Here is a 19,261-nt window from a genome sequence, read left to right on the forward strand (position 1 = left end):
GCGGCGCGCCGAGGCGTCGCACCGGCCGTGATCCGCTTCGAGGGCGTCTCCAAGCACTTCCCCGGGGCGCCCGGCCCCGCCGTCGACCGGCTCGACCTGACGATCCCCGAGGGCAGCACCTCCGTGCTGATCGGGCCTTCGGGCTGCGGCAAGTCGACGACGCTGCGGCTGGTCAACCGGCTGATCGACCCGGATGCCGGGCGCATCACCCTCGGTGGGCGCGATGTCGCGACCACGGACCCGATCGCCCTGCGCCGCGGCATCGGCTACGTGCTGCAGGGGGTTGGCCTGTTTCCCCATCGCAGCGTCGCCGAGAACGTCGCCACCGTCCCCGGCTTGCTGGGCTGGCCGAAGGCGCGGATCGCCGGCCGCGTCGACGCGATGCTCGATCTCGTCGGCCTCGATCCGGCGACCTATCGCGACCGCCGCCCGGACGCGCTCTCCGGCGGCCAGCGCCAGCGCGTCGGCGTCGCCCGGGCGCTCGCCGCGGACCCGCCGGTGATCCTGATGGACGAGCCGTTCGGCGCCGTCGACCCGGTCGCGCGCGGCCGGCTCCAGGCCGAGATCGGCGCGATCCTCAAGCGTCTGTCCAAGACCGTGCTGATCGTCACCCACGACATCGACGAGGCTATGCTGATGGGCGACCGCGTCGTGCTGATGCGGGCCGGCCGCGTGGTCCAGGCGGAGGCGCCGCGCGCCCTTCTGGCCGCGCCGGCCGACGCCTTCGTGGCATCCTTTGTCGGGGAGGACCGGGCGCTGCGCCGTCTCGCGCTGGTGACGGTGGCGGAGGCCGCCGAGCCCGGCGAGGCTGTGGGTGCGCCGAGTATCGCGGCCGGTGCGTCGCTGCGCGATGCCCTCTCGGCGATGCTGGCCGCCGGCTGCACGCGCCTCGTCGTCACCGGCGGGCCGGGGGCGCGCCACGTGACCCTGGACGCGATCCAGCGCGCGGGCTCCGTGGGGAAGCGCGAGGCCTGAAGGGGCGTCGGTTATTCCGGGGCGTTTACAGGCGACGCCCCATCCTGGCGGCCCATTTCCAAACCCTCCCCGTCATCCCGGGCTCGCCTGCGGCGCCCCGGGATGACGGAAGCGTTGCGCGCGGCAGTGGAAAGTCGCGTGAACGCAAAACCGCGCGCGCCACCTCGCCTGACCACGCATGGAAAAGGGCCGCCCTTTCGGACGACCCTTCCCATAGATACGACGATGAAACGTCACGAGGATATGACGATGGAACGTCACACAGATACGACGATGACACGTCACATAGATATGACGATGGAACGTCGAACCGATCAGCGCGAGTAGAACTCGATCACGAGGTTCGGTTCCATCTGCACCGGGTACGGCACCTCGGTGAGGCCCGGCACGCGGGTGACGCGCGCGGTCATCTTCTGGTGATCGACCTCGATGTAGTCGGGCACGTCGCGCTCGGGGAGCTGCGAGGCGACGACCACGATCTCGAGCTGACGCGAGGCTTCCTTGACCTCGATCAGGTCGCCCGGCTTCACGAGGTAGCTCGGGATGTTGACCCGGCGCCCGTTGACCTTGATGTGGCCGTGGTTGACGAACTGGCGGGCCGCGAACGGCGTCGCCACGAACTTCGAGCGATACACCACGGCGTCGAGGCGGCGCTCGAGCAGGCCGATCAGGTTCTCGCTCGAGTCGCCGCGCAGGCGGATGGCCTCGGCGTAGTAACGGCGGAACTGCTTCTCGGTGATGTTGCCGTAGTAGCCCTTGAGCTTTTGCTTGGCGCGCAGCTGCGTGCCGAAGTCGCTCATCTTGCCCTTGCGGCGCTGGCCGTGCTGGCCGGGGCCGTATTCGCGGCGGTTCACGGGGCTCTTCGGGCGGCCCCAGATGTTCTGGCCCATGCGGCGGTCGAGCTTGTGCTTGGCCTGAATCCGCTTCGACATATCGCGTGTCCTCTCGCAAACGAGAATTCGAGGAACGCGCCCTCCTCTTCCCGCCGGCCTTGCGGCTCGGGACGACAGAGCGGCCGTGTCGGCCGTTCGCGGGTGCGTATGAAAACGCCAAGCGGCCCCTCAGAGGAGCCGCGATGACGAGGGCGTTCCTAGTCGAGCCGGCCGAACTGGTCAATCCTCGCCGTCACGGGCGCGCCGCGAGGAAGGCCAGCACCCCGTCGCGGTGCGGCTTGGCGCCGACGGCGGAGCTGTGGTCGCGCCCTTCGAGCTCGAGGCTCTGCGCGTTCGGCATCAGCGCGGCGAGCGCCGGCCCGGAGCCGGCGACGGTGTCGAGGGTGCCGACGCTGACGAGGACAGGCACCTCGATCTGCCCGATCTCAGCGCGCGACAGGGTCTGGCGCGAGCCGCGCATGCAGGCGGCGAGCGCGCGCAGGTCACTCTTCGTCTGCTCGGCGAAGATGCGGAAGGCGGCAGCGGTCGGGTTCGCGGCTTTCGTGCCCGCGGGCGCCTCGAGCGCCTCGGCGATGCCGGAAGGCAGGCCCTTTCCCTCGACGAGGTGCAGGCCGAGGCCGCCGATCAGCGCCGAGCGGACGCGCGCCGCGTGGTCGAGGGCGAGGTGCGCGGTGATGCGGGCCCCCATCGAGTAGCCCATGATGTCGGCGCGCGCGATCCCGAGATGGTCGAGGAGGCGCACGGCGTCGCCCGCCATGTCCTCGGAGCCGTAGCGGGCGGGGTCGTAGAGCTTCTCGCTCTCGCCGTGGCCGCGGTTGTCCAGGGCGATGGCGCGGTAGCCGGCCTGGGTCAGCGTGCGCACCCACGTCGTGTTGACCCAGTTGACCGCGTGGTTCGAGGCGAAGCCGTGGATCAGAAAGACCGGGTCGCCGGTCCCGCCGACGGCCGGCACGTCGATGTAGGCGATCCGCACGCCGTCCGAATCGAAGCTGTCCATGGTCGTGGCCTTTCGCGTCCCGCGCCTCGCTTAAGAGCCGGCGCAGCGATGGGCAACGCGCGAGATGCTTGCGGGCCGGCGGCGCGGCTGGCATCAGCCCGGGGCATGAGCGACCATCAGCCCTACGGCACCTACGCCCCGGCCGGCCTCGTCGCGGCGATCGCCCGGCGGACCGTGCGGTTCTCGCCCGATTCCTGGCGCGGCCGCCGGATGGCGATGTTCCTGCGGCGCCTCGCGATCACGCTGATGCGCGGCAAGCCCCTCGACGTCGAGCGGCTCGGCGCCCGGATGCGGCTGCACCCCTACAACAACAATTGCGAGAAGAAGGTGCTGTTCACGCCGCAATTCTTCGACCCGCAGGAGCGCGCCCTGCTGAAGGCGCGCCTGGAGCCGGGCTGCACCTTCCTCGACATCGGCGCCAACATCGGCGCCTACGCCTTGTTCGTGGCGGCCTTCGCCGGGCCGCGTGCGCGCATCCTCGCGGTCGAGCCGCAGCCCGACATCTTCGACCGGCTGACCTACAACATCGCTCAGAACCCGTTCCACACCGTGAAGGCGGTGGCCTGCGCCGTCGCCGACAAGGCCGGCGAGCTGACGCTGTTCGTCGACCCGCGCAACCGCGGTGAATCGAGCCTGAAGATCGTCGGCACCAACGAGAGCGCGCAGATCAAGGTGCCGGCGGTGACCCTGATGGACCTCGTGCGCACCGAGGGCCTGACCCGCATCGACGCGATCAAGCTCGACGTGGAGGGTGCCGAGGACCTAATCCTCGAGCCGTTCCTTCGCGAGGCGCCCCCGGCCCTGCTGCCGAAGCTGCTTGTGATCGAGGACGGCGTCGATCAGTGGCAGATCGACCTGCCGAAGCTCCTGGAAGGCCACGGCTACCGCGAGACCGGCCGCACCCGGCTGAACCGGATGTTCGAGCGGGTCGCCGCTAATCCGGCGTGACGATCGGGATCGCGTCGGCGACCGTCACCCCCTCCGGGTCGATCCGGCAGCGGTAGGCGTAGGTCTCCACTCCGGCTGCCCGCGCGTCCCGAAAGGCGCGGTCGAAAGCCGGATCGAGGTCGCGGGCGACGTCGAAGGCTTCCGCCTGCATCTGCGCCACGACGATGACGACCGCGCGGCCGCCGCCGGCGACCACCTCGGCAAGGTCGCGCATGTGCCGCGCACTCCGGGCCGCGACGCAGTCGGGGAACTCGGCGAGGTCCGCCTGCCGCATCAGGTGGCAGTTCTTCACCTCCACGTGGGCCGGCGGGAGCCCGCCCCCGCTTGCGAGGAAGTCGACGCGGCTCGCCGCAGCGTAGCGGACCTCTGGCTTCAGCGCCGTGTAGCCGGACAGCGGCGCGAGGCCGCCTGCGGCGAAGGCTTCGGCGACCAGCGCGTTCGGGCGCATCGTGTTGATGCCGACCCATTGCGGGCCGCCGGGCAAGTTCGCCTCCACCAGTTCCCAGGAATAGGTGAGCTTCCGGGTCGGGCTGTTGGCAGGCGAGAGCAGGACGCGGTTCCCGGCTTCCTTCAGGCCCAGCATCGCGCCGGGGTTGGCACAATGCGCGGTGACGCGCGTGCCGTCGGCCAGGTCCACGTCGGCGAGGAAGAGCTTGTAGCGCTGCACCAGGCGGCCTTCGATCAGGGGTGTGGGAAACTGCATCGGGTCCTGGCTGCGTTGCGGTCGCAGTGCATAGCCGACACGTGCCCGCGCATGAAGGCACCCTCGGTGGTCGCGCGCCCTCCGCCGCGCTATCTGCGATGCAACCCAGGACGACGAGCCCCATGACAATCGATCCCACCGCGATGACCGCCGCAATCCTCGTGATCGGCGACGAGATCCTGTCCGGCCGGACGAAGGACAAGAACATCGGCACGATCGCCGACTATCTCACCGCGGTCGGCATCGACCTGCGCGAGGTGCGGATCGTGCCCGACGAGCCGGACGCGATCGTCGGCGCGGTGAACGCGCTCCGCGCGGCCCACACCTACCTGTTCACCACCGGCGGCATCGGCCCGACCCACGACGACATCACCGCCGACTGCGTCGCCAAGGCCTTCGGCGTCGGCATCGACGTCGACCCGCGCGCCAAGGCGATGCTGCTGGAGCGGCACAAGCCCGAGGACCTGAACGAAGCCCGACTGCGCATGGCGCGGATCCCGGACGGCGCCGACCTGATCGCCAACCCGATCTCGAAGGCGCCGGGCTTCCGCATCGGCAACGTCTTCGTCATGGCCGGCGTGCCCTCGATCATGCAGGCGATGCTCGACCAGGTCGGCCCGACCCTGCCCACCGGCGCCCGGATGCTCTCCGAGACTGTCGAGGCCGGCAACCTGCCCGAGGGCAACTACGCCGCCGACCTCGCTGAGATCGCGAAGTCCTACGCGGACGTATCGATTGGATCCTATCCTTCGATGACGAAGGACGGGTTCGCCAACCGCATCGTCGCCCGCGGCAAGGATGCCGCCTCGGTGGCGCGTGCGCGGGCCGAGATCGAGGCGCTGGTGGCGCGCCTGCGCGGCTGACGGCAGCCCGTCCCAGTTTTTCCGGTTCGTGGAGCGTATGCGTGATGGCCGAGCGGAAGCCCGACGACAAGGAAGCCCGGCACGACGCGCACAAGGAGGCCGTGGCCGAGATCGGCCGCCCGGATGCCTTCGTGCTGCACGAGGTGATCCGGCGCGAGGGCAATGAGGAGTTGCGCCGCGACGGCGGGGCGCTGTTCCTCTCGGCCTTCGCCGCGGGCTTGAGCATCGCACTGTCGCTGATCGTGCCTGGCGTGCTGAAGACCCATCTGCCCGAGGGCGAGTGGACAAAGCTCCTCACCACGATGGGCTATGCGGTGGGCTTCCTGGTGGTGGTGCTCGGGCGGCAGCAACTCTTCACCGAGAACACCATCACGCCGATCCTGCCGCTGCTACACGACCGCTCGGCGAAGACCGCGTGGCGGGTGCTGCGCCTCTGGGCGATCGTGCTCTCGGGCAACATCCTGGCGACCCTGGCGATCGCGACCGTGCTCGCCCATACCGGCGCCTTCGAGCCGTCGGTGAAGGCGGCCTTTGCCGAGATCAGCCACCAGGCCATCGCGTTTCCGTTCTGGGACACCGTGCTGAAGGCGATCTTCGCCGGCTGGATGATCGCCTTGATGGTCTGGTTCCTGCCGGCCACCGGTACGGCGGCGCCGTTCGTGATCTTTCTGATGACCTGGCTGGTCTCCCTCTGCGGCCTCGCCCACATCGTCGCGGGATCGGTCGAGGCGTTCTACCTCGTGGTCACCGGCGCGGCGACGATGGGCGAGTACGCCGAGCGGTTCTTCGTGCCGACGTTGGTCGGCAACGTCTTCGGCGGCATGACGCTGGTGGCGGTGCTCAATTACGGACAGGTCGCCCCGGAGGTCGAGGAGAGCCGCGAGGTCGAGGAGGCCGAGGGCGGCGCCAACCGGGATTGAGGACGGTTCGCCCCCGCCGGCTGAGTTGGCTTTCCCACGGATTCGACCGAAAAGCTGATCCGAAGAGGCCGTGCTGGCGGCGTTCGCTCCATCGCGACGCGGCCGGAAACAGGATCGATTGGGAAAGGGACGATGCGTTCGCTAAAGGTCCGCTTCGCCTTGCTGCTCGGGTCGATCGCCCTCGTCGTCGTGCTGGCGGCGGCCGGCGTGCTCGCCGCGATCGGCGCCGCCGAGCAGACGATCGACCGGACGCTCGCCGCGCAGGGGCGCCTCGAACTCCTGGCCGAGCTGTCGGGCCGGATGACCCAATTCGGCATGGCCGCGGTCGAGACCATCGGTAACCCCGACCTCGCGCCGGAAGCGATGGGCATCGCGCGGAGCAACGTCGACCGCGCGCTCACGACCGTCGACGAGGCGCTGTCGCGATCCGTCGCCGGAAGCGACGACCCGTTGGACCGGATGCAATACGCCTTGCGCAGCCGGCCGATGGCGCAGCTGCGCGCGGCCCGGGTGATCCTCGACCGGCAGGTGTCTCAGATCGTCCGCGAGACCGATTCCGAGAAGCGCCAGAACTCGATCAAGGGTGCGCTCAACGGCTTCGGCGCGATGACCGGGCAGCCGCTCTCGTTCCTGATCGAGGCCGAGCGCCGCAGCATGGTGCTGGGCTCGGATGCGGCCCGCGAGCTGTCGCGCCGCCTGCGGATCGCGGCGGCCCTGGCGGTGCTCGGCGCGCTCGGGCTCGTCGTGCTGCTGTGGCGGAGCATCACCCGGCCGACTTTGGCGCGGATCGAGGCCGTGCGCCGGGCCGCCGGCGCCATCGGCGGCGGAAAGCTCGACACGCGCTTGTCCGTCGCGACCCGCGACGAGCTCGGCCTGTTGGTCGCCAACGTCAACCGCATGGCGGCACGCCTTTCTCGCCGCGAAGGCCGCGTTGCCGCCGACCGCGCGGCCTTGGAGGACACGGTCGAGGCCCGCACCGCCGACCTTCGCGCCGCCAACGCCCGACTCGAGGCGGTCGACCGCTCGCGCCGCCGCTTCTTCGCCGACGTGAGTCACGAGCTGCGCACCCCGCTGACCGTCATCCTCGGGGAATGCGACCTCGCGGCCCGCGCCGGACCCCGCATCACCGATCACGCCCCGGCCTTCGCCACCATCCGCAAGCGCGCGATGCGGCTGAAGCTGCGTGTGGAGGATCTCCTGCGTGTCGCCCGCTCGGAATCGGGCGAGATCGAGCTCGACCGCCGGGCCCTCGGGCTCGCCCCGGTCCTGGCCGAGGCGGTCGACAACCTCGCATCGGAGGCCGCCCGACGCCGCGTCGCGCTGACCTTCGAGCCGGGTGCGCGAGACCTCGAAGTGCTGGCCGACCGCGAGTGGATGCGCCAGGTCGTCGAGAGCCTGATCGACAACGCGCTGCGCCACGCCACAGGGCTCACCCGGGTCGTCGTCGCCCTGTCCGGCGGCGGCGCGGCGCCGGCGCGCATCACGGTCACCGACGACGGGCCGGGTTTCGGCAACCACGAGCAGACGTTGTTCGAGCGCTTTCGGCGCGGCGACCGCCCGGCGGAGATGGGCTTCGGGATCGGATTGGCCCTGGCGCGTTGGCTCATCGAACAGCATGATGGCACAATCCGCCTCGGCCCTGGCGAGGACGGCCGCGGGGCGAGGGTCACGCTGGACCTCCCGCCTCTCGACCTCACCGTGGAGGGCGACGACACGGCGAGCCGGGACGATCGACAAATTCGGAAGGACGACGCGGCATGACGCGAATCCTCGTGGTCGAGGACGACATCGACATCCGTGGCCTGCTCACCCGCGGCCTCGAGGCAGAGGGCTTCTCCGTCGACACCGCCGGCTGCGTCGGCGACGCGCTGGCCGCCGCTCGCGACGAGAGCCCGGAGGCGGTGGTGCTCGACATCACCCTGCCCGACGGGTCGGGCCACGACGTGTGCCGCTCCTTGCGCGAGGGCGGCTATCCCGGCCCGATCCTGTTCCTCTCGGCACGCGACGAGATTCGCGACCGGGCCGAAGGCCTCGCGCTCGGGGCCGACGACTACATCGTCAAGCCCTTCGTGTTCGACGAGCTGGTGGCGCGGCTGCGCACGCACCTGATGCGCCGTCAGGCGGCGGAGGGGCCTCGCACGCTGATCAACGCGGGTAAGCTCGTCCTCGACCTCGACACCCGGCAGGTCACCTGCGGCGAGGCGTCGGCCCGCCTGACCCCGCGCGAGGCCGAGCTGCTGGCCATGCTGATGGAGAGCGTGAACCGCCCGGTCTCCCGCGCCGACATCTTCGAGCGGCTGTGGGCGAGCCAGGGCGGCCTTTCGCTGAACGTGGTCGACGTCTACGTCGGCTACCTGCGCACGAAGATGGCCGACTTCGTCCGCCACGGTGGTCCGCTCCTCGTCACCGTGCGCGGACGCGGCTTCATGCTGGACTCCCGCGGTCCGGACTACCGGCACTGACCGGTGCGACGTTCGGGCGGGTGGATCCTCACAAAAATTTGGGAGCATCCGGCAATTTAGTGCTTGAAGCCGGAGCGGGAATTGCGGATACCCGTGCCGCGCTGGAAAACAAAAGCGCCATCAGTGTCTTAGGGTATCCTTAAGTTTACCTTTTCGGCACCGGATGCTCGCAATCAGACGGAGAAACACCATGACCTGGGCTGCCCCGATCGTTTCCGAAATCTGCGTCGGCATGGAAGTCACGAGCTACGAGTCCGCCGAGATCGACACCTTCAACTGAGGTGTCGCGCCGAGCTGAGGATTGTTGGCTGCATCGGACCATTCCATGCGCGTCGTAATCCTTGGCTCGGCTGCTGGCGGCGGCCTTCCCCAGTGGAATTGCCGCTGCCCGAACTGCCAGCTCGCGAGAACCGAGCCGAACCGCGTCAGGCCGCGGACCCAGTCGAGCATCGCGGTGTCTGCGGACGGCACGGATTGGCTCCTGGTGAACGCCTCGCCGGACATCCGGCAGCAATTCTTCGACAACCCGGTGATGCATCCGCGGGAAGGACTTCGGCATTCGCCGATCCGCGCCGTGCTGCTCACCAACGGCGACGTCGATCATGTCGCCGGCCTGCTGACGCTCCGCGAAGGCCAACCCTACACCCTCTACGGCACCGGCAGCATCCTCGATTCGGTCGCGGACAACCGCGTCTTCGACGTGATGGCCGAGGGCGTCGTCGCCCGCGAGGCGATCACCCTGGGCATGCGCTTCGAGCCGCTCCCCGGCTTGGCCGTCACACTGTTCGCGGTGCCCGGCAAGGTGCCGCTCTGGCTGGAGGATGCCAGCATGGAGCTCGGCGCCGAATCCGAGACCACGGTCGGCGCGATGATCGAGGCCGACGGACGGCGGCTCGCCTACATCCCCGGCTGCGCCCGCGTGACCGAGGACCTGAAAGCGCGGATTGCGGGCGTCGACGCGCTGCTCTTCGACGGCACGGTACTCCACGACGACGACATGATCCGCGCCGGTGTCGGCACCAAGACCGGCTGGCGCATGGGGCACGTGCCGATGCGGGGCGACGGGGGCTCGATCGCCGGCCTCAAGGACGTCGCGATCGGGTCGCGCGTCTTCGTGCACATCAACAACACCAATCCCGTCCTCGTCGAAGGTTCGCCCGAGCGCGAGGCGGTCGAGGCCGAGGGTTGGACGATCGCCCATGACGGGCTCACCTTGAGCCTCTGACGGCGACGACCGGGCGCGGTTGGCATTTGCCGGTGCCGCGACCTATCTCATGACGAGACGTGCGCGATTCGATTGCGCCGAGACGCCGCCGCCAGACGCGGCGCACGACGAGACGACCAGGAAACGCCTCCGAACGGACGCTTGGTGACGCCATGAACGCAGTGTTCCCGACCCCCCAATCCGAGACTTCCGAGCGGCTGCTGAGCCCCGAGGAACTGGAGGCGGCGCTGCGCGACATCGGCGCCCGGCGCTACCACAACCTGCATCCGTTTCACCGCCTGCTGCACGACGGCAAGCTGAGCAAGGACCAGGTCCGGGCCTGGGCGTTGAACCGCTACTATTACCAGGCGATGATCCCGGTGAAGGACGCCGCGGTGCTGGCGCGGATGACCGACGCCTCGCTCCGCCGCGTCTGGCGCCAGCGCATCGTCGACCACGACGGCGACGCGCCTGGCGACGGCGGCATCGAACGCTGGCTGAAGCTTGCCGAGGGCGTCGGCTTCCGCCGGGACTACGTCGAGTCCACCGACGGCATCCTGTCGGCCACCAAGTTCTCGGTCGAGGCCTACGTCCACTTCGTTTCCGAGCGCTCGCTGCTCGAAGCCATCGCGTCGTCGCTGACCGAGATGTTCTCGCCGAACATCATCTCCGAGCGCGTCTCGGGCATGCTGAAGAACTACGACTTCATCACCAAGGAGACGCTGGCCTATTTCGAGAAGCGCATGACGCAGGCGCCCCGCGACGCCGACTTCGCCCTCGACTATGTCAAGCGCCACGCCACCACCCCCGCGTTGCAGCGGCAGGCGATGGCGGCGTTGACCTTCAAGTGCAACGTGCTGTGGACGCAGCTCGACGCGCTGTACTTCGCCTACGTCGCCCCCGGGATGATCCCGCCGGACGCCTGGACGCCCGGCGCCGGTCTCGTCGCCGAGACGCAGACCCAGGCGCCGGGGACCGGCCGGCTCACGGCCGCCGACGTGCCGCGCCTGCCGCGCGGCGTGCGGATGCGCTTCGACCAGACCCGCGACAAGCACGTCCTGCTCGCCCCCGAGCGCACCTTCGACCTCGACGACAACGCCGTCGCGGTCCTCAACCTCGTCGACGGCCAAACCAGCGTCGCGGCGATCGCCGACCGGCTTGGCCAGACCTACGCCGCCGACCCGCGCGTCATCGAGGTCGACGTGCTGGCCATGCTGAACGACCTCGCCGCGAAGAGGGTCTTGGAGCGATGAACGCGATCACCCCGAACGCGGCGGCGATCCCGGCCCCGGTCGGGCTGCTCGCCGAGCTGACGCATCGCTGCCCGCTGCGTTGCCCATATTGCTCGAACCCGCTGGACCTCGATCGGCGCTCGCGCGAGCTCGACACCGCGACGTGGCAGCGCGTGCTGACAGAGGCCGCGGCCCTCGGCGTTCTGCACGTCCACCTGTCCGGCGGCGAGCCGACCGCGCGCAACGACATCGTCGAAATCACCGAGACCTGCGCCAAGCTCGGGCTCTATTCGAACCTCATCACCTCCGGCGTCGGCGGTGCGCTGGGCAAGCTCCAGGCGCTCTACGACGTCGGCCTCGATCACGTGCAGCTCTCGGTGCAGGGCGTGGACGCGGCCAACGCCGAGAAGATCGGTGGCCTGAAGAACGCGCAGCCGCAGAAGATGGAGTTCGCCGCCAAGGTGACCGAGCTCGGACTGCCGTTGACGCTGAACTCGGTGATCCACCGCGGCAACATCCACGAGGTCGAGGGCTTCATCGATCTCGCCGTGAAGCTCGGCGCCAAGCGGCTCGAGGTTGCCCACACCCAGTATTACGGCTGGGCCTACGTGAACCGCGCCGCGCTGATGCCGGATAAGGCTCAGGTCGATCAGTCGATCCGCATCGTGGAGGCGGCGCGCGAGCGGCTGAAGGGCCAGCTCGTCATCGACCTCGTCGTGCCAGACTACTACGCGAAGTACCCGAAGGCCTGCGCTGGCGGCTGGGGCCGCAAGCTCATCAACGTGACGCCGCAGGGCAAGGTGCTGCCGTGCCATGCGGCCGAGACGATCAGCCACCTCGAGTTTTGGCACGTGACCGAGCATTCCCTCGGCGACATCTGGGCGAACTCGCCGGCCTTCACTGCCTATCGCGGCACAGACTGGATGCAGGAGCCCTGCCGCTCCTGCGACCGGCGCGAGAAGGATTGGGGCGGTTGCCGCTGTCAGGCGCTGGCGCTGGCTGGCGATGCGGCGGCAACCGACCCGGCCTGCTCGCTCTCGCCGCTACATGCCAAGGTGCGGGCGCTGGCCGTCGAGGAGGCGGCGGAGACCCCGCCCGACTACACCTACCGGACGATCGGGGCCAACATCCCGGCGCCCAACAAGGAGGACGCCCTCTCGTGAAGTGTTTCGTCATCGCCGCAACCTTGCTCGCCGTCGCTCCGGCGCTGGCCGTCGAGGCGGCGCCCCCTGCCCCCGCCGCAGCGCCCGTTGCCCCTGCCGCAGCGCCCGAGAAGGCGAACGCGAGCGCGATCCCGAGCGCGGCCGACCTGCTGTTCGAGCAGCCCCAGCTCAAGAACGCTGCCGCCGGCACCACCCTGACCTACGACTACCTGCGCCGCTCCGGCATTGCGAAGGGGCCGTTCGGGCCGCCCCTCGACGACACGATCAAGCTCACCCTCGAGCCCGGTAAGGGCGGGGACGGCCGTAACATCGGCGTCGAGATGTTCTCGGGTACGAACCGGTTCCCGGCCGGCCCGTTCGAGGACATGCCCGGCAACCCGGTGATCCCGCTGTTCCTCGAGAACCACCTGACCAACCTTGCCCGGGTGCTGCAGGCCAACCCGCGCTACCTCAAGCTCGCAATCCGCAAGGGGCTGCGCGACGGCGCCACCGTCACGCCGATCAAGGTCGACTACAAGGGCCGCACGGTCGACGCCTGGCAAGTGGTGACCAAGCCCTTCGCCGGCGACGCGCTCGCCCAGCGCATGCGCGGCATGGACAACATGACCTACACCTTCGTCACCTCGCCCGAGGTGCCCGGCGAGATCATCTCGATCGAGGCGCAATCGAAGAATACCGAGGGCGGCGAACTCTTGGAGGAGCGGCTGAGCTATGATCAGAAAGCTGGTTGAGGGCTTAGCCCTGTCCGGGGTCGCGCTGGCGATGCTGGCGATCCCCGTCGCCGCGGCAGAGGCCGAGAACGACTATCCGACCGACGCCCGCGTCGACTACGTGTTCGGGTGCATGGCTGCCAACGGCCAGACCCGCGAGGCGATGCGGCGCTGCACCTGCTCGGTCGATCAGCTCGCCGCGATCCTCCCCTACGACAAGTACGTGCAGGCGAGCACGGTGCTGTCGATGCGCCAGGGCGTTGGCGCCCGCTCGAACGAGTTCAAGTCGACGAAGGTGTTCGACGACAAGGTCGCCGACCTCCGCCGCGCCCAGGCCGAGGCCGAGATCCGCTGCTACCGCGGCTGAGACGGCGCCGTCCGCCGCGAACGTTCGAAAGGCCGCCCCGCTCCGGGCGGCTTTTTTCGTGAGCGACGGGCGCCGTTGCTTCGCTTCGAAAAACCGGCCACATCGACCCCGCGGGAGCGGCCCGCGCAGACCCTTGAGAAGCGACGCCCCTTGAGCCATCGACCCGCCGCCCTCGCCGACCTGCTGCCGGATCTCGGCCGGCGGACCCTCGTGATGGGCATCCTCAACGTCACGCCCGATTCGTTCTCGGATGGCGGCCGCTTCGTCGACGAGCAGGCCGCGTGCCGGCAAGCCGACGCGCTTGCTGCCGAGGGTGCCGCGCTGATCGACATCGGTGGCGAGTCGACTCGTCCCGGACACGTCCCGGTGCCGGCCGACGAGGAGCAGGCACGCGTCCTGCCCGCGATCCGGGCGTTGGCGAACCGGCTCTCCGTGCCGATCTCGATCGACACCTACAAGGCGTCCACGGCCGAGTGCGCGCTCGCAGCCGGTGCCCGCCTCGTGAACGACGTCTGGGGCCTGCAGCGCGAGCCCGACATCGCCCACGTCGCCGCTGACCACGGCGCGCCGGTGATGATCATGCACAACCGCGAGACGATCGATCCCGGCCTCGACATCGTCGCCGACATGCTGCGCTTCTTCGAGGTCTCGCTCGGCATCGCCCGCCGCGCCGGCATCCCCGACGGCGACATCGTGCTCGATCCGGGCATCGGTTTCGGCAAGAGCTGGGAGCAGCATCTGGAAGCGCTGCGGCACCTGCCCGAGATCCGCGCGCTCGGCTTCCCCGTCCTCGTCGGCGTCTCGCGAAAGTCGCTGCTCGGGCGCCTGCACGATCGCGAGACCGCGCCGGCCGACCGGCTCCACGGGTCGCTCGCGGCGCATGCCTTGGCGGCCACGCTGGGGGCCGACATCGTCCGGGTCCACGACGTGGCCGCCCATGTCGATGCGATGCGCGTGGTCGACGCGGTGCTGCGCCCGGGAGACCGTCGATGAGCGACCGCATCCTCGTCGAGCGCATCGCAGTCTTCGCCCACCACGGCGTCCTGCCGGAGGAGACGCGCCTTGGCCAGCGCTTCTACCTGTCGCTCGACGTCGGCCTCGATCTCGGTCCCGCCGGCCGCTCCGACGACGTGACGCGAACCGTGAGCTACGCCGACCTCACGGCGATCGCGGTCGCAATCGCAGCCGAGCGGCGCTTCGACCTGATCGAAGCCCTGGCCGAAGCCATCGCCGCCGAGATCCTGGAACGCTTTACCGCCATCGACACGATCACCGTGCGGATCGACAAGCCGAGCGCGCCGGTGCCGGCGGTCCTCGACGGAGTGGCGGTGGTGATCACCCGCCGGCAAGAGGCGCGGGCATGACACGCGCCTATCTCGGCCTCGGCAGCAACATCGGCGACAAGGCTGCGCACTTGGCTGCAGCCGTGGAGGGGCTCGCCGGGGTGCCTGGCCTCCGGGTCGTCGCGCGGTCGGCCGACTACCGGACCCCGCCCTGGGGCGAGACCGATCAGGACTGGTTCCTGAACGGTGCGCTCGCGATCGAGGCCGACCTAGACCCCCATTCCCTGCTCGATGCCTGCCTCGGCGTCGAGCGCGACCTCGGCCGCATTCGTGAGCGCCGTTGGGGACCGCGGGTGATCGATATCGACGTGCTGCACTATGCCGGGGCTGCGGTCTCGGACGAACGCCTCGTCCTGCCGCACCGCTACGTCCGCGAGCGCGCCTTCGTGCTTGTTCCGCTGGCCGAGATCGCCCCCGATCTCGTCATCGGCGGTGAGACGGTCTCGGAGGCGCTGGCCAAGCTCGACCGAAGCGGCATCCAGCGGAACTGACGCTGGCGCGAAACGACGAAGGGCCGGGCTTTCGCCCGATCCTTCGTCGTTTCGCGCCCGTTTGGTAACGAACTACGCGTCGGCCCTCTTCTCAGTGCTCTTCGGGCGCGAGAAGCTTGTTCTCTTCTTCGTCCAGTAGGGGCACGTCGAAGTCGCGAAGCACCTTTTCGATGTCGGCCCGGCGCTTGCGCAGGATCGTGTTCAGCGAGCGCTTCCAGTCGTTCTCGCCGATCCGCACGGCCATCGCGATGCGGTAGCTCATCGGTGGCCGGTCGGGCTCCTTCAGGAGCGGGATCACGTCCATCGCCGTGCCGCTCTGCTTGGCCAGCCACCCGGCGGACGGCCCCCACAGTACGGCGGCGTCGATCTGTCCGGCCGCGAGGTCGGAGACGATCTCGGCGCCCACTGTCTGGTTCTTGCGTGACGGATCGAGCTGGTAGGGCGCGTAGGCCTTCATGGTCGAGATCAGGCCAAGATCGCCCATCCGGTTCACAGGCGGCGTCCCGGCGATCACGCCGATGCGCTTGCCCTTGAGCTTGGGATCGTCGAGCCCAGTGACCCCGGCGAGGCCGCCCTTCTTGACGAGGAGCGTGTAGGACGAACGGTAGTACGGGTTGGTGTTCTGCACGCCCTCGCTACCGAGGGCCGACCCCACGATCAGGTCGCACAGGCCGGTGCCGAGGGTGTTACGGACGAAACCGGGACCCTGCGTCAGCCAGTAATAGCGGACCTTGACCTTGAGCTCGTCGGCGATGATGCCCGCGATGCGGTTTTCGAAGCCGTCTTCCTTGCGTTCGGAGAACGGCATGTTGCCTGGATCGCCACAGACGCGAAGGACGTCTGCGGTGACGAGGTCGGGGAGATGCTGCGCATCAGCCACCCGCGCGCCTGCCAGGAACGGCAGGAGCGCGAGCGCCATGGCGGCATGGGTGCGTGCGCGGCGCATCAGCCGCCCATGCACTCCTTCTCGGCCTTCTTGGCGGCCTCGGGCTTGTCTTCCTTGTCGCCCGGGCGGACGCGGCCCATGGCGCCGGAGGCGCGGGCCTTCAGGTAGACATAGAGGTCGTCCGAGTAGCACATGACGTTCTTGTTGTCGCCGAAAGCCGGCATGACCTTCTGGTCCGAGGAGCTCACGTCCTGCTTGCCGCCGGCGAGGATGCCGATGAACTCCTCGTAGGAGAGGTGCTTGAGGGAGTCCTTCAGAGCCGGCGCATAGGTCGAGCCCATGCCGTCCGGGCCGTGGCAGACGTGGCACTCGGCGTGATAGCGGCGGTACCCGGAGTAGGTGTACCAGTCGAACTTCTTGCCGGCATCGGTGATGTGAAAGGTCGGGTGACCTTCGGCGTCGAAGTACTTGCCCTCTTCGACCTTCACTGCGGCGTCCTTCTTCAGGAGCTTGTCGTCGGGCTCGGCCGACTTGTCGGCGGTGTTCAGCGAGTTGGCGAGGGCGGGATCGGCGGGCTTGGCATCCTCAGCATGTACGGCGACCATCGAAACGGACGCTAGGGCGAGGGCGGCCAGGAACGGCCGCGTGACGGATTTGCTGAGGTAATGCAACGCTGTAATCTCCCTGAGACCTGAAGGTCATGCCGCTCTCAGGCGGCCTTTCGCGGCCTTCTTGAGGGGCATTCTAATCATAAGAATGCCGGCGCGGAAACCCGCGCCGGCATTCATTTCAAGCCGTTTCGTGCGACCGATTAGTTCGGCAGGGCGAAGACGGTGAGCTGGCCACCGAGGTTGGTGTAGCTCGAGAGGGCGGCGTAACCACCCACCGCGCCGAGGCCGGCGTTCGGGTCGGTCAAGCCGGCCGCGAGGCCGATGCCGGCCCAGCCACCGACACCCGACAGGATGCCGACGTACTGCTTGCCCTTGTGCTGGTAGGTCATCACGTTGCCGATGATGCCCGACGGGGTCTTGAACTTGTACAGTTCCTTACCCGTCTTGGAGTCGACGGCCTTCAGGTAGCCTTCGAGCGTGCCGTAGAAGACCACGTCGCCGGCGGTGGCGAGAGCACCCGACCAGACCGAGAACTGCTCGGGGTTCGACCACTTGATCTTACCCTCGACGCCGTCCCAGGCGATGAAGTTGCCCATGCCGCCATGGCTGTTCGGCGCGGGGTACATCGACAGGGTCGCACCGACGTAGGGCTGGCCCGGGGTGTAGGTCACCCGGAACGGCTCGTAGTCCATGCAGACGTGGTTGGTGGGCACGTAGAACAAGTTGGTCTTCGGCGAGAACGCAGCAGGCTGCTGGTCCTTGGTGCCGAGGGCCGCCGGGCAGATACCCTTGGAGTTGGTATCTTCACCGTTCTGCTCGGTGGAGTACTTCGACAAGACCAGCGGCCGGCCGTAGGTCTTCGACCCCTTGTCCATGTCGACTTTGGAGGCCCAGTTGACGACCGGGTCGAACTTCTCGGCGACGAGGAGTTCGCCGGTGGCGCGGTTCAGGGTGTAGCCGAAGCCGTTGCGGTCGAAGTGGGTCAGCAGCGGGGTGTCCTTACCGCCGACCTTCTGGTCGGTGAGGATCATCTCGTTGATGCCGTCGTAGTCCCACTCGTCGTGCGGGGTCATCTGGTAGACCCACTTGGCCACGCCCGTGTCCGGGTTACGCGCCCACACCGTCATCGACCAGCGGTTGTCGCCCGGACGCTGCTTGGGGTTCCAGGTCGAGGGGTTGCCCGAGCCATAGTACATCAGGTCGAGCTTGGGGTCGTAGGAGAACCAGCCCCAGGTGCAGCCGCCGCCGGTCTTCCACTGGTCGCCTTCCCAGGTCTTGGTCGAGCTATCCTTGCCGACCGGCTTGCCGAGGTGGGTGGTCTTCTCCGGGTCGACCAGCATCTGGTCGTCCGGGCCGATCGAGTAGCCGCGCCAGACCTTCTTGCCGGTCTTGGCGTCGTAGGCGGTCACGTGGCACTGCACGCCGAACTCGCCGCCCGAGATGCCGACGATGATCTTGTCCTTCACCGGCAGGACCGTGGCGGTGTTGGTCTCGCCCTTCTTCGGGTCGCCGTTCACGACCGACCAGTTGACCTTGCCGGTCTTGGCGTCGAGCGACACGACCGTGGTGTCGGCCTGGTGCAGGATGATGGCGTTGTCGGAGTAGGCCAAGCCACGGTTGACCGTGTCGCAGCACATCACCGGGATCACCGACGGGTCCTGTTTGGGCTCGTACTTCCACACGATCTTGGCCTCGTGGTCGAGGTCGAGCGCGTAGACGATGTTCGGGAAGGGGGTGTGGACGTACATCATGTTGCCGACGACGAGCGGCGAGCCCTCGTGGCCGCGCAGCACGCCGGTCGAGAAGGTCCAGGCGACCTGGAGGTTCTTGACGTTTCCGGCATTGATCTGGTCGAGCTTGGAATAGCGCGTGTTGGCGTAGTCGACCGTCTGAAGAACCTGCTCGGCGGGGTTCGCCAGGTGCTTCATCAGGTCTTCGTTCGCGAACGCCGGGCTGGCAACCGCCATGCTGGCGCCCAGGGCGAGAAGATGGACCGCTCTCATGTGTGTTCCTCCGACAAGTCTTGATGCCGACGCGGCGCGACGCAGATCGCGACGTGAAGACCTGACCTGACTCTTTGCGACAGGGATCGATATGCTTCGATAGCGGGCGGGAAATCGACGCCTTTAGGGTCGTCGAGCCAGAGACCGCCATCCCTGAGGCGGCCCCCTCGAAACCGAAGCTTGAACGAACTCTAAGAGATTTTTGAGCGTCGTCAACTCGGTTGTGCCGTCGACCATAGGGTTGTGCGCAAGTCGCCGCACCCCTCTCGTAAAGTGCTGGGCCGATGATGCAGCGCAAAATATCGTTGTGCATCGCACAATGGCGGATGCTCGTGCGAGGCTTTGCTTCGCTTTCAGAGCGAAACACATGCGCGCACAGCGGCTATCTTTTCTAGCCCCCGGTTTTTCATGCGTCCAGCGCACGGTGCGTTGCCCATTCCATCACCATCCCGTGTTGTCGCCTGCATGAGACCCGGATGCAGCGTAAAAC

The 19,261-nt window shown here is 68.4% G+C and carries 21 protein-coding genes; 15 read left to right on the top strand and 6 right to left on the bottom strand.

The features are described 5' to 3' along the window. Nucleotides 1-27 precede the first annotated feature (27 nt). Nucleotides 28-975 carry an ABC transporter ATP-binding protein gene (locus tag FV226_RS04765; protein WP_147753042.1) on the top strand — a complete coding sequence of 316 codons (948 nt, stop codon included), beginning with the start codon at nucleotides 28-30 and terminating at the stop codon, nucleotides 973-975. Nucleotides 976-1,289: 314 nt separating this feature from the next. On the opposite strand, the gene rpsD is transcribed toward FV226_RS04765, so the two are convergent. Together rpsD and FV226_RS04775 are read right to left on the bottom strand one after the other, a co-directional pair. Next, nucleotides 1,290-1,907, bottom strand: coding sequence for a 30S ribosomal protein S4 (gene rpsD / locus FV226_RS04770; RefSeq protein WP_147725774.1), 618 nt, complete (start codon nucleotides 1,905-1,907; stop codon nucleotides 1,290-1,292). Between the two features lie 193 nt (nucleotides 1,908-2,100). After that, the gene (locus tag FV226_RS04775; protein ID WP_147753041.1) at nucleotides 2,101-2,865 is read right to left on the bottom strand and encodes an alpha/beta hydrolase; all 765 of its coding nucleotides are present in this window, start codon (nucleotides 2,863-2,865) and stop codon (nucleotides 2,101-2,103) included. Nucleotides 2,866-2,970: 105 nt separating this feature from the next. On the opposite strand from FV226_RS04775, the gene FV226_RS04780 reads away from it, so the two are divergent. After that, nucleotides 2,971-3,813 carry an FkbM family methyltransferase gene (locus FV226_RS04780; protein ID WP_147753040.1) on the top strand — a complete coding sequence of 281 codons (843 nt, stop codon included), beginning with the start codon at nucleotides 2,971-2,973 and terminating at the stop codon, nucleotides 3,811-3,813. On the opposite strand, the gene sfsA is transcribed toward FV226_RS04780, so the two are convergent. Further along, entirely contained in the window at nucleotides 3,800-4,516 is a 717-nt protein-coding gene (gene sfsA / locus FV226_RS04785; protein ID WP_147762004.1) for a DNA/RNA nuclease SfsA, read from the bottom strand. The genes FV226_RS04780 and sfsA overlap by 14 nt on opposite strands. A gap of 122 nt (nucleotides 4,517-4,638) precedes the next feature. Between sfsA and FV226_RS04790 the strand changes: the two genes are divergently transcribed. The 13 genes from FV226_RS04790 to folK all read left to right on the top strand — a co-directional run bounded on the left by FV226_RS04790 (nucleotide 4,639) and on the right by folK (nucleotide 15,271). After that, complete coding sequence (locus FV226_RS04790) at nucleotides 4,639-5,379, top strand: molybdopterin-binding protein (protein WP_147753038.1); 741 nt, start codon at nucleotides 4,639-4,641, stop codon at nucleotides 5,377-5,379. A gap of 44 nt (nucleotides 5,380-5,423) precedes the next feature. Continuing rightward, the gene (locus FV226_RS04795; RefSeq protein ID WP_147753037.1) at nucleotides 5,424-6,299 is read left to right on the top strand and encodes a formate/nitrite transporter family protein; all 876 of its coding nucleotides are present in this window, start codon (nucleotides 5,424-5,426) and stop codon (nucleotides 6,297-6,299) included. A 132-nt stretch (nucleotides 6,300-6,431) separates the two neighbouring features. Beyond that, nucleotides 6,432-8,060 carry an ATP-binding protein gene (locus FV226_RS04800; protein ID WP_147753036.1) on the top strand — a complete coding sequence of 543 codons (1,629 nt, stop codon included), beginning with the start codon at nucleotides 6,432-6,434 and terminating at the stop codon, nucleotides 8,058-8,060. After that, nucleotides 8,057-8,761, top strand: coding sequence for a response regulator transcription factor (locus FV226_RS04805; RefSeq protein WP_147753035.1), 705 nt, complete (start codon nucleotides 8,057-8,059; stop codon nucleotides 8,759-8,761). Before FV226_RS04800 ends, FV226_RS04805 begins: the two co-directional genes overlap by 4 nt. Before the next feature lie 190 nt (nucleotides 8,762-8,951). Next, a complete protein-coding gene (gene pqqA / locus FV226_RS04810; RefSeq protein ID WP_055889187.1) occupies nucleotides 8,952-9,041 on the top strand; it encodes a pyrroloquinoline quinone precursor peptide PqqA in 90 nt (29 codons plus the stop codon). Between the two features lie 45 nt (nucleotides 9,042-9,086). Next, entirely contained in the window at nucleotides 9,087-9,986 is a 900-nt protein-coding gene (pqqB, locus tag FV226_RS04815) for a pyrroloquinoline quinone biosynthesis protein PqqB (RefSeq protein ID WP_147753034.1), read from the top strand. Between the two features lie 152 nt (nucleotides 9,987-10,138). Next, nucleotides 10,139-11,218 carry a pyrroloquinoline-quinone synthase PqqC gene (gene pqqC / locus FV226_RS04820; RefSeq protein WP_147753033.1) on the top strand — a complete coding sequence of 360 codons (1,080 nt, stop codon included), beginning with the start codon at nucleotides 10,139-10,141 and terminating at the stop codon, nucleotides 11,216-11,218. After that, complete coding sequence (gene pqqE / locus FV226_RS04825) at nucleotides 11,215-12,360, top strand: pyrroloquinoline quinone biosynthesis protein PqqE (RefSeq protein ID WP_147762005.1); 1,146 nt, start codon at nucleotides 11,215-11,217, stop codon at nucleotides 12,358-12,360. Before pqqC ends, pqqE begins: the two co-directional genes overlap by 4 nt. Before the next feature lie 11 nt (nucleotides 12,361-12,371). After that, nucleotides 12,372-13,091, top strand: a complete 720-nt coding sequence (locus FV226_RS04830) for a hypothetical protein (protein WP_147753048.1) — start codon at nucleotides 12,372-12,374, stop codon at nucleotides 13,089-13,091. Next, complete coding sequence (locus FV226_RS04835; protein ID WP_147753031.1) at nucleotides 13,072-13,437, top strand: hypothetical protein; 366 nt, start codon at nucleotides 13,072-13,074, stop codon at nucleotides 13,435-13,437. The genes FV226_RS04830 and FV226_RS04835 overlap by 20 nt, the downstream gene beginning before the upstream one ends. A 213-nt stretch (nucleotides 13,438-13,650) precedes the next feature. Beyond that, a complete protein-coding gene (folP, locus tag FV226_RS04840) occupies nucleotides 13,651-14,430 on the top strand; it encodes a dihydropteroate synthase (protein ID WP_147753047.1) in 780 nt (259 codons plus the stop codon). Beyond that, a complete protein-coding gene (gene folB, locus FV226_RS04845; RefSeq protein ID WP_147753030.1) occupies nucleotides 14,427-14,801 on the top strand; it encodes a dihydroneopterin aldolase in 375 nt (124 codons plus the stop codon). The genes folP and folB overlap by 4 nt, the downstream gene beginning before the upstream one ends. Continuing rightward, on the top strand, nucleotides 14,798-15,271 hold the full coding sequence (folK, locus tag FV226_RS04850; protein WP_147753029.1) for a 2-amino-4-hydroxy-6-hydroxymethyldihydropteridine diphosphokinase: 474 nt from the start codon (nucleotides 14,798-14,800) through the stop codon (nucleotides 15,269-15,271). Before folB ends, folK begins: the two co-directional genes overlap by 4 nt. Nucleotides 15,272-15,362: 91 nt before the next feature. Here the strand turns inward: folK and xoxJ are convergent, their stop codons facing one another. The 3 genes from xoxJ to xoxF1 all read right to left on the bottom strand — a co-directional run bounded on the left by xoxJ (nucleotide 15,363) and on the right by xoxF1 (nucleotide 18,771). After that, nucleotides 15,363-16,217: a rare earth element methanol dehydrogenase accessory protein XoxJ gene (gene xoxJ / locus FV226_RS04855; protein ID WP_147753028.1), complete on the bottom strand. Its 855-nt coding sequence runs from the start codon at nucleotides 16,215-16,217 to the stop codon at nucleotides 15,363-15,365. Further along, nucleotides 16,217-16,828 (bottom strand): c-type cytochrome, methanol metabolism-related, encoded by a 612-nt coding sequence (locus tag FV226_RS04860; RefSeq protein ID WP_147753027.1) that lies wholly within the window; start codon nucleotides 16,826-16,828, stop codon nucleotides 16,217-16,219. Before FV226_RS04860 ends, xoxJ begins: the two co-directional genes overlap by 1 nt. A gap of 140 nt (nucleotides 16,829-16,968) precedes the next feature. Continuing rightward, entirely contained in the window at nucleotides 16,969-18,771 is a 1,803-nt protein-coding gene (xoxF1, locus tag FV226_RS04865) for a lanthanide-dependent methanol dehydrogenase XoxF1 (RefSeq protein ID WP_147762006.1), read from the bottom strand. Nucleotides 18,772-19,261: the final 490 nt, after the last annotated feature.

It is taken from the genome of Methylobacterium sp. WL12, assembly GCF_008039475.1.
In the GTDB taxonomy this organism is placed as follows: domain Bacteria; phylum Pseudomonadota; class Alphaproteobacteria; order Rhizobiales; family Beijerinckiaceae; genus Methylobacterium; species Methylobacterium cerastii.

Excerpts from the sequence above, each read along its gene's own strand:
- rpsD (WP_147725774.1), bottom strand. The coding sequence starts at position 1,907 with ATGTCGAAGCGGATTCAGGCCAAGCACAAGCTCGACCGCCGCATGGGC.
- FV226_RS04775 (WP_147753041.1), bottom strand. The coding sequence starts at position 2,865 with ATGGACAGCTTCGATTCGGACGGCGTGCGGATCGCCTACATCGACGTG.
- FV226_RS04780 (WP_147753040.1), top strand. The coding sequence starts at position 2,971 with ATGAGCGACCATCAGCCCTACGGCACCTACGCCCCGGCCGGCCTCGTC.
- sfsA (WP_147762004.1), bottom strand. The coding sequence starts at position 4,516 with ATGCAGTTTCCCACACCCCTGATCGAAGGCCGCCTGGTGCAGCGCTAC.
- FV226_RS04790 (WP_147753038.1), top strand. The coding sequence starts at position 4,639 with ATGACAATCGATCCCACCGCGATGACCGCCGCAATCCTCGTGATCGGC.
- FV226_RS04795 (WP_147753037.1), top strand. The coding sequence starts at position 5,424 with ATGGCCGAGCGGAAGCCCGACGACAAGGAAGCCCGGCACGACGCGCAC.
- FV226_RS04800 (WP_147753036.1), top strand. The coding sequence starts at position 6,432 with ATGCGTTCGCTAAAGGTCCGCTTCGCCTTGCTGCTCGGGTCGATCGCC.
- FV226_RS04805 (WP_147753035.1), top strand. The coding sequence starts at position 8,057 with ATGACGCGAATCCTCGTGGTCGAGGACGACATCGACATCCGTGGCCTG.
- pqqA (WP_055889187.1), top strand. The coding sequence starts at position 8,952 with ATGACCTGGGCTGCCCCGATCGTTTCCGAAATCTGCGTCGGCATGGAA.
- pqqB (WP_147753034.1), top strand. The coding sequence starts at position 9,087 with ATGCGCGTCGTAATCCTTGGCTCGGCTGCTGGCGGCGGCCTTCCCCAG.
- pqqC (WP_147753033.1), top strand. The coding sequence starts at position 10,139 with ATGAACGCAGTGTTCCCGACCCCCCAATCCGAGACTTCCGAGCGGCTG.
- pqqE (WP_147762005.1), top strand. The coding sequence starts at position 11,215 with ATGAACGCGATCACCCCGAACGCGGCGGCGATCCCGGCCCCGGTCGGG.
- FV226_RS04835 (WP_147753031.1), top strand. The coding sequence starts at position 13,072 with ATGATCAGAAAGCTGGTTGAGGGCTTAGCCCTGTCCGGGGTCGCGCTG.
- folP (WP_147753047.1), top strand. The coding sequence starts at position 13,651 with ATGGGCATCCTCAACGTCACGCCCGATTCGTTCTCGGATGGCGGCCGC.
- folB (WP_147753030.1), top strand. The coding sequence starts at position 14,427 with ATGAGCGACCGCATCCTCGTCGAGCGCATCGCAGTCTTCGCCCACCAC.
- folK (WP_147753029.1), top strand. The coding sequence starts at position 14,798 with ATGACACGCGCCTATCTCGGCCTCGGCAGCAACATCGGCGACAAGGCT.
- xoxJ (WP_147753028.1), bottom strand. The coding sequence starts at position 16,217 with ATGCGCCGCGCACGCACCCATGCCGCCATGGCGCTCGCGCTCCTGCCG.
- xoxF1 (WP_147762006.1), bottom strand. The coding sequence starts at position 18,771 with ATGAGAGCGGTCCATCTTCTCGCCCTGGGCGCCAGCATGGCGGTTGCC.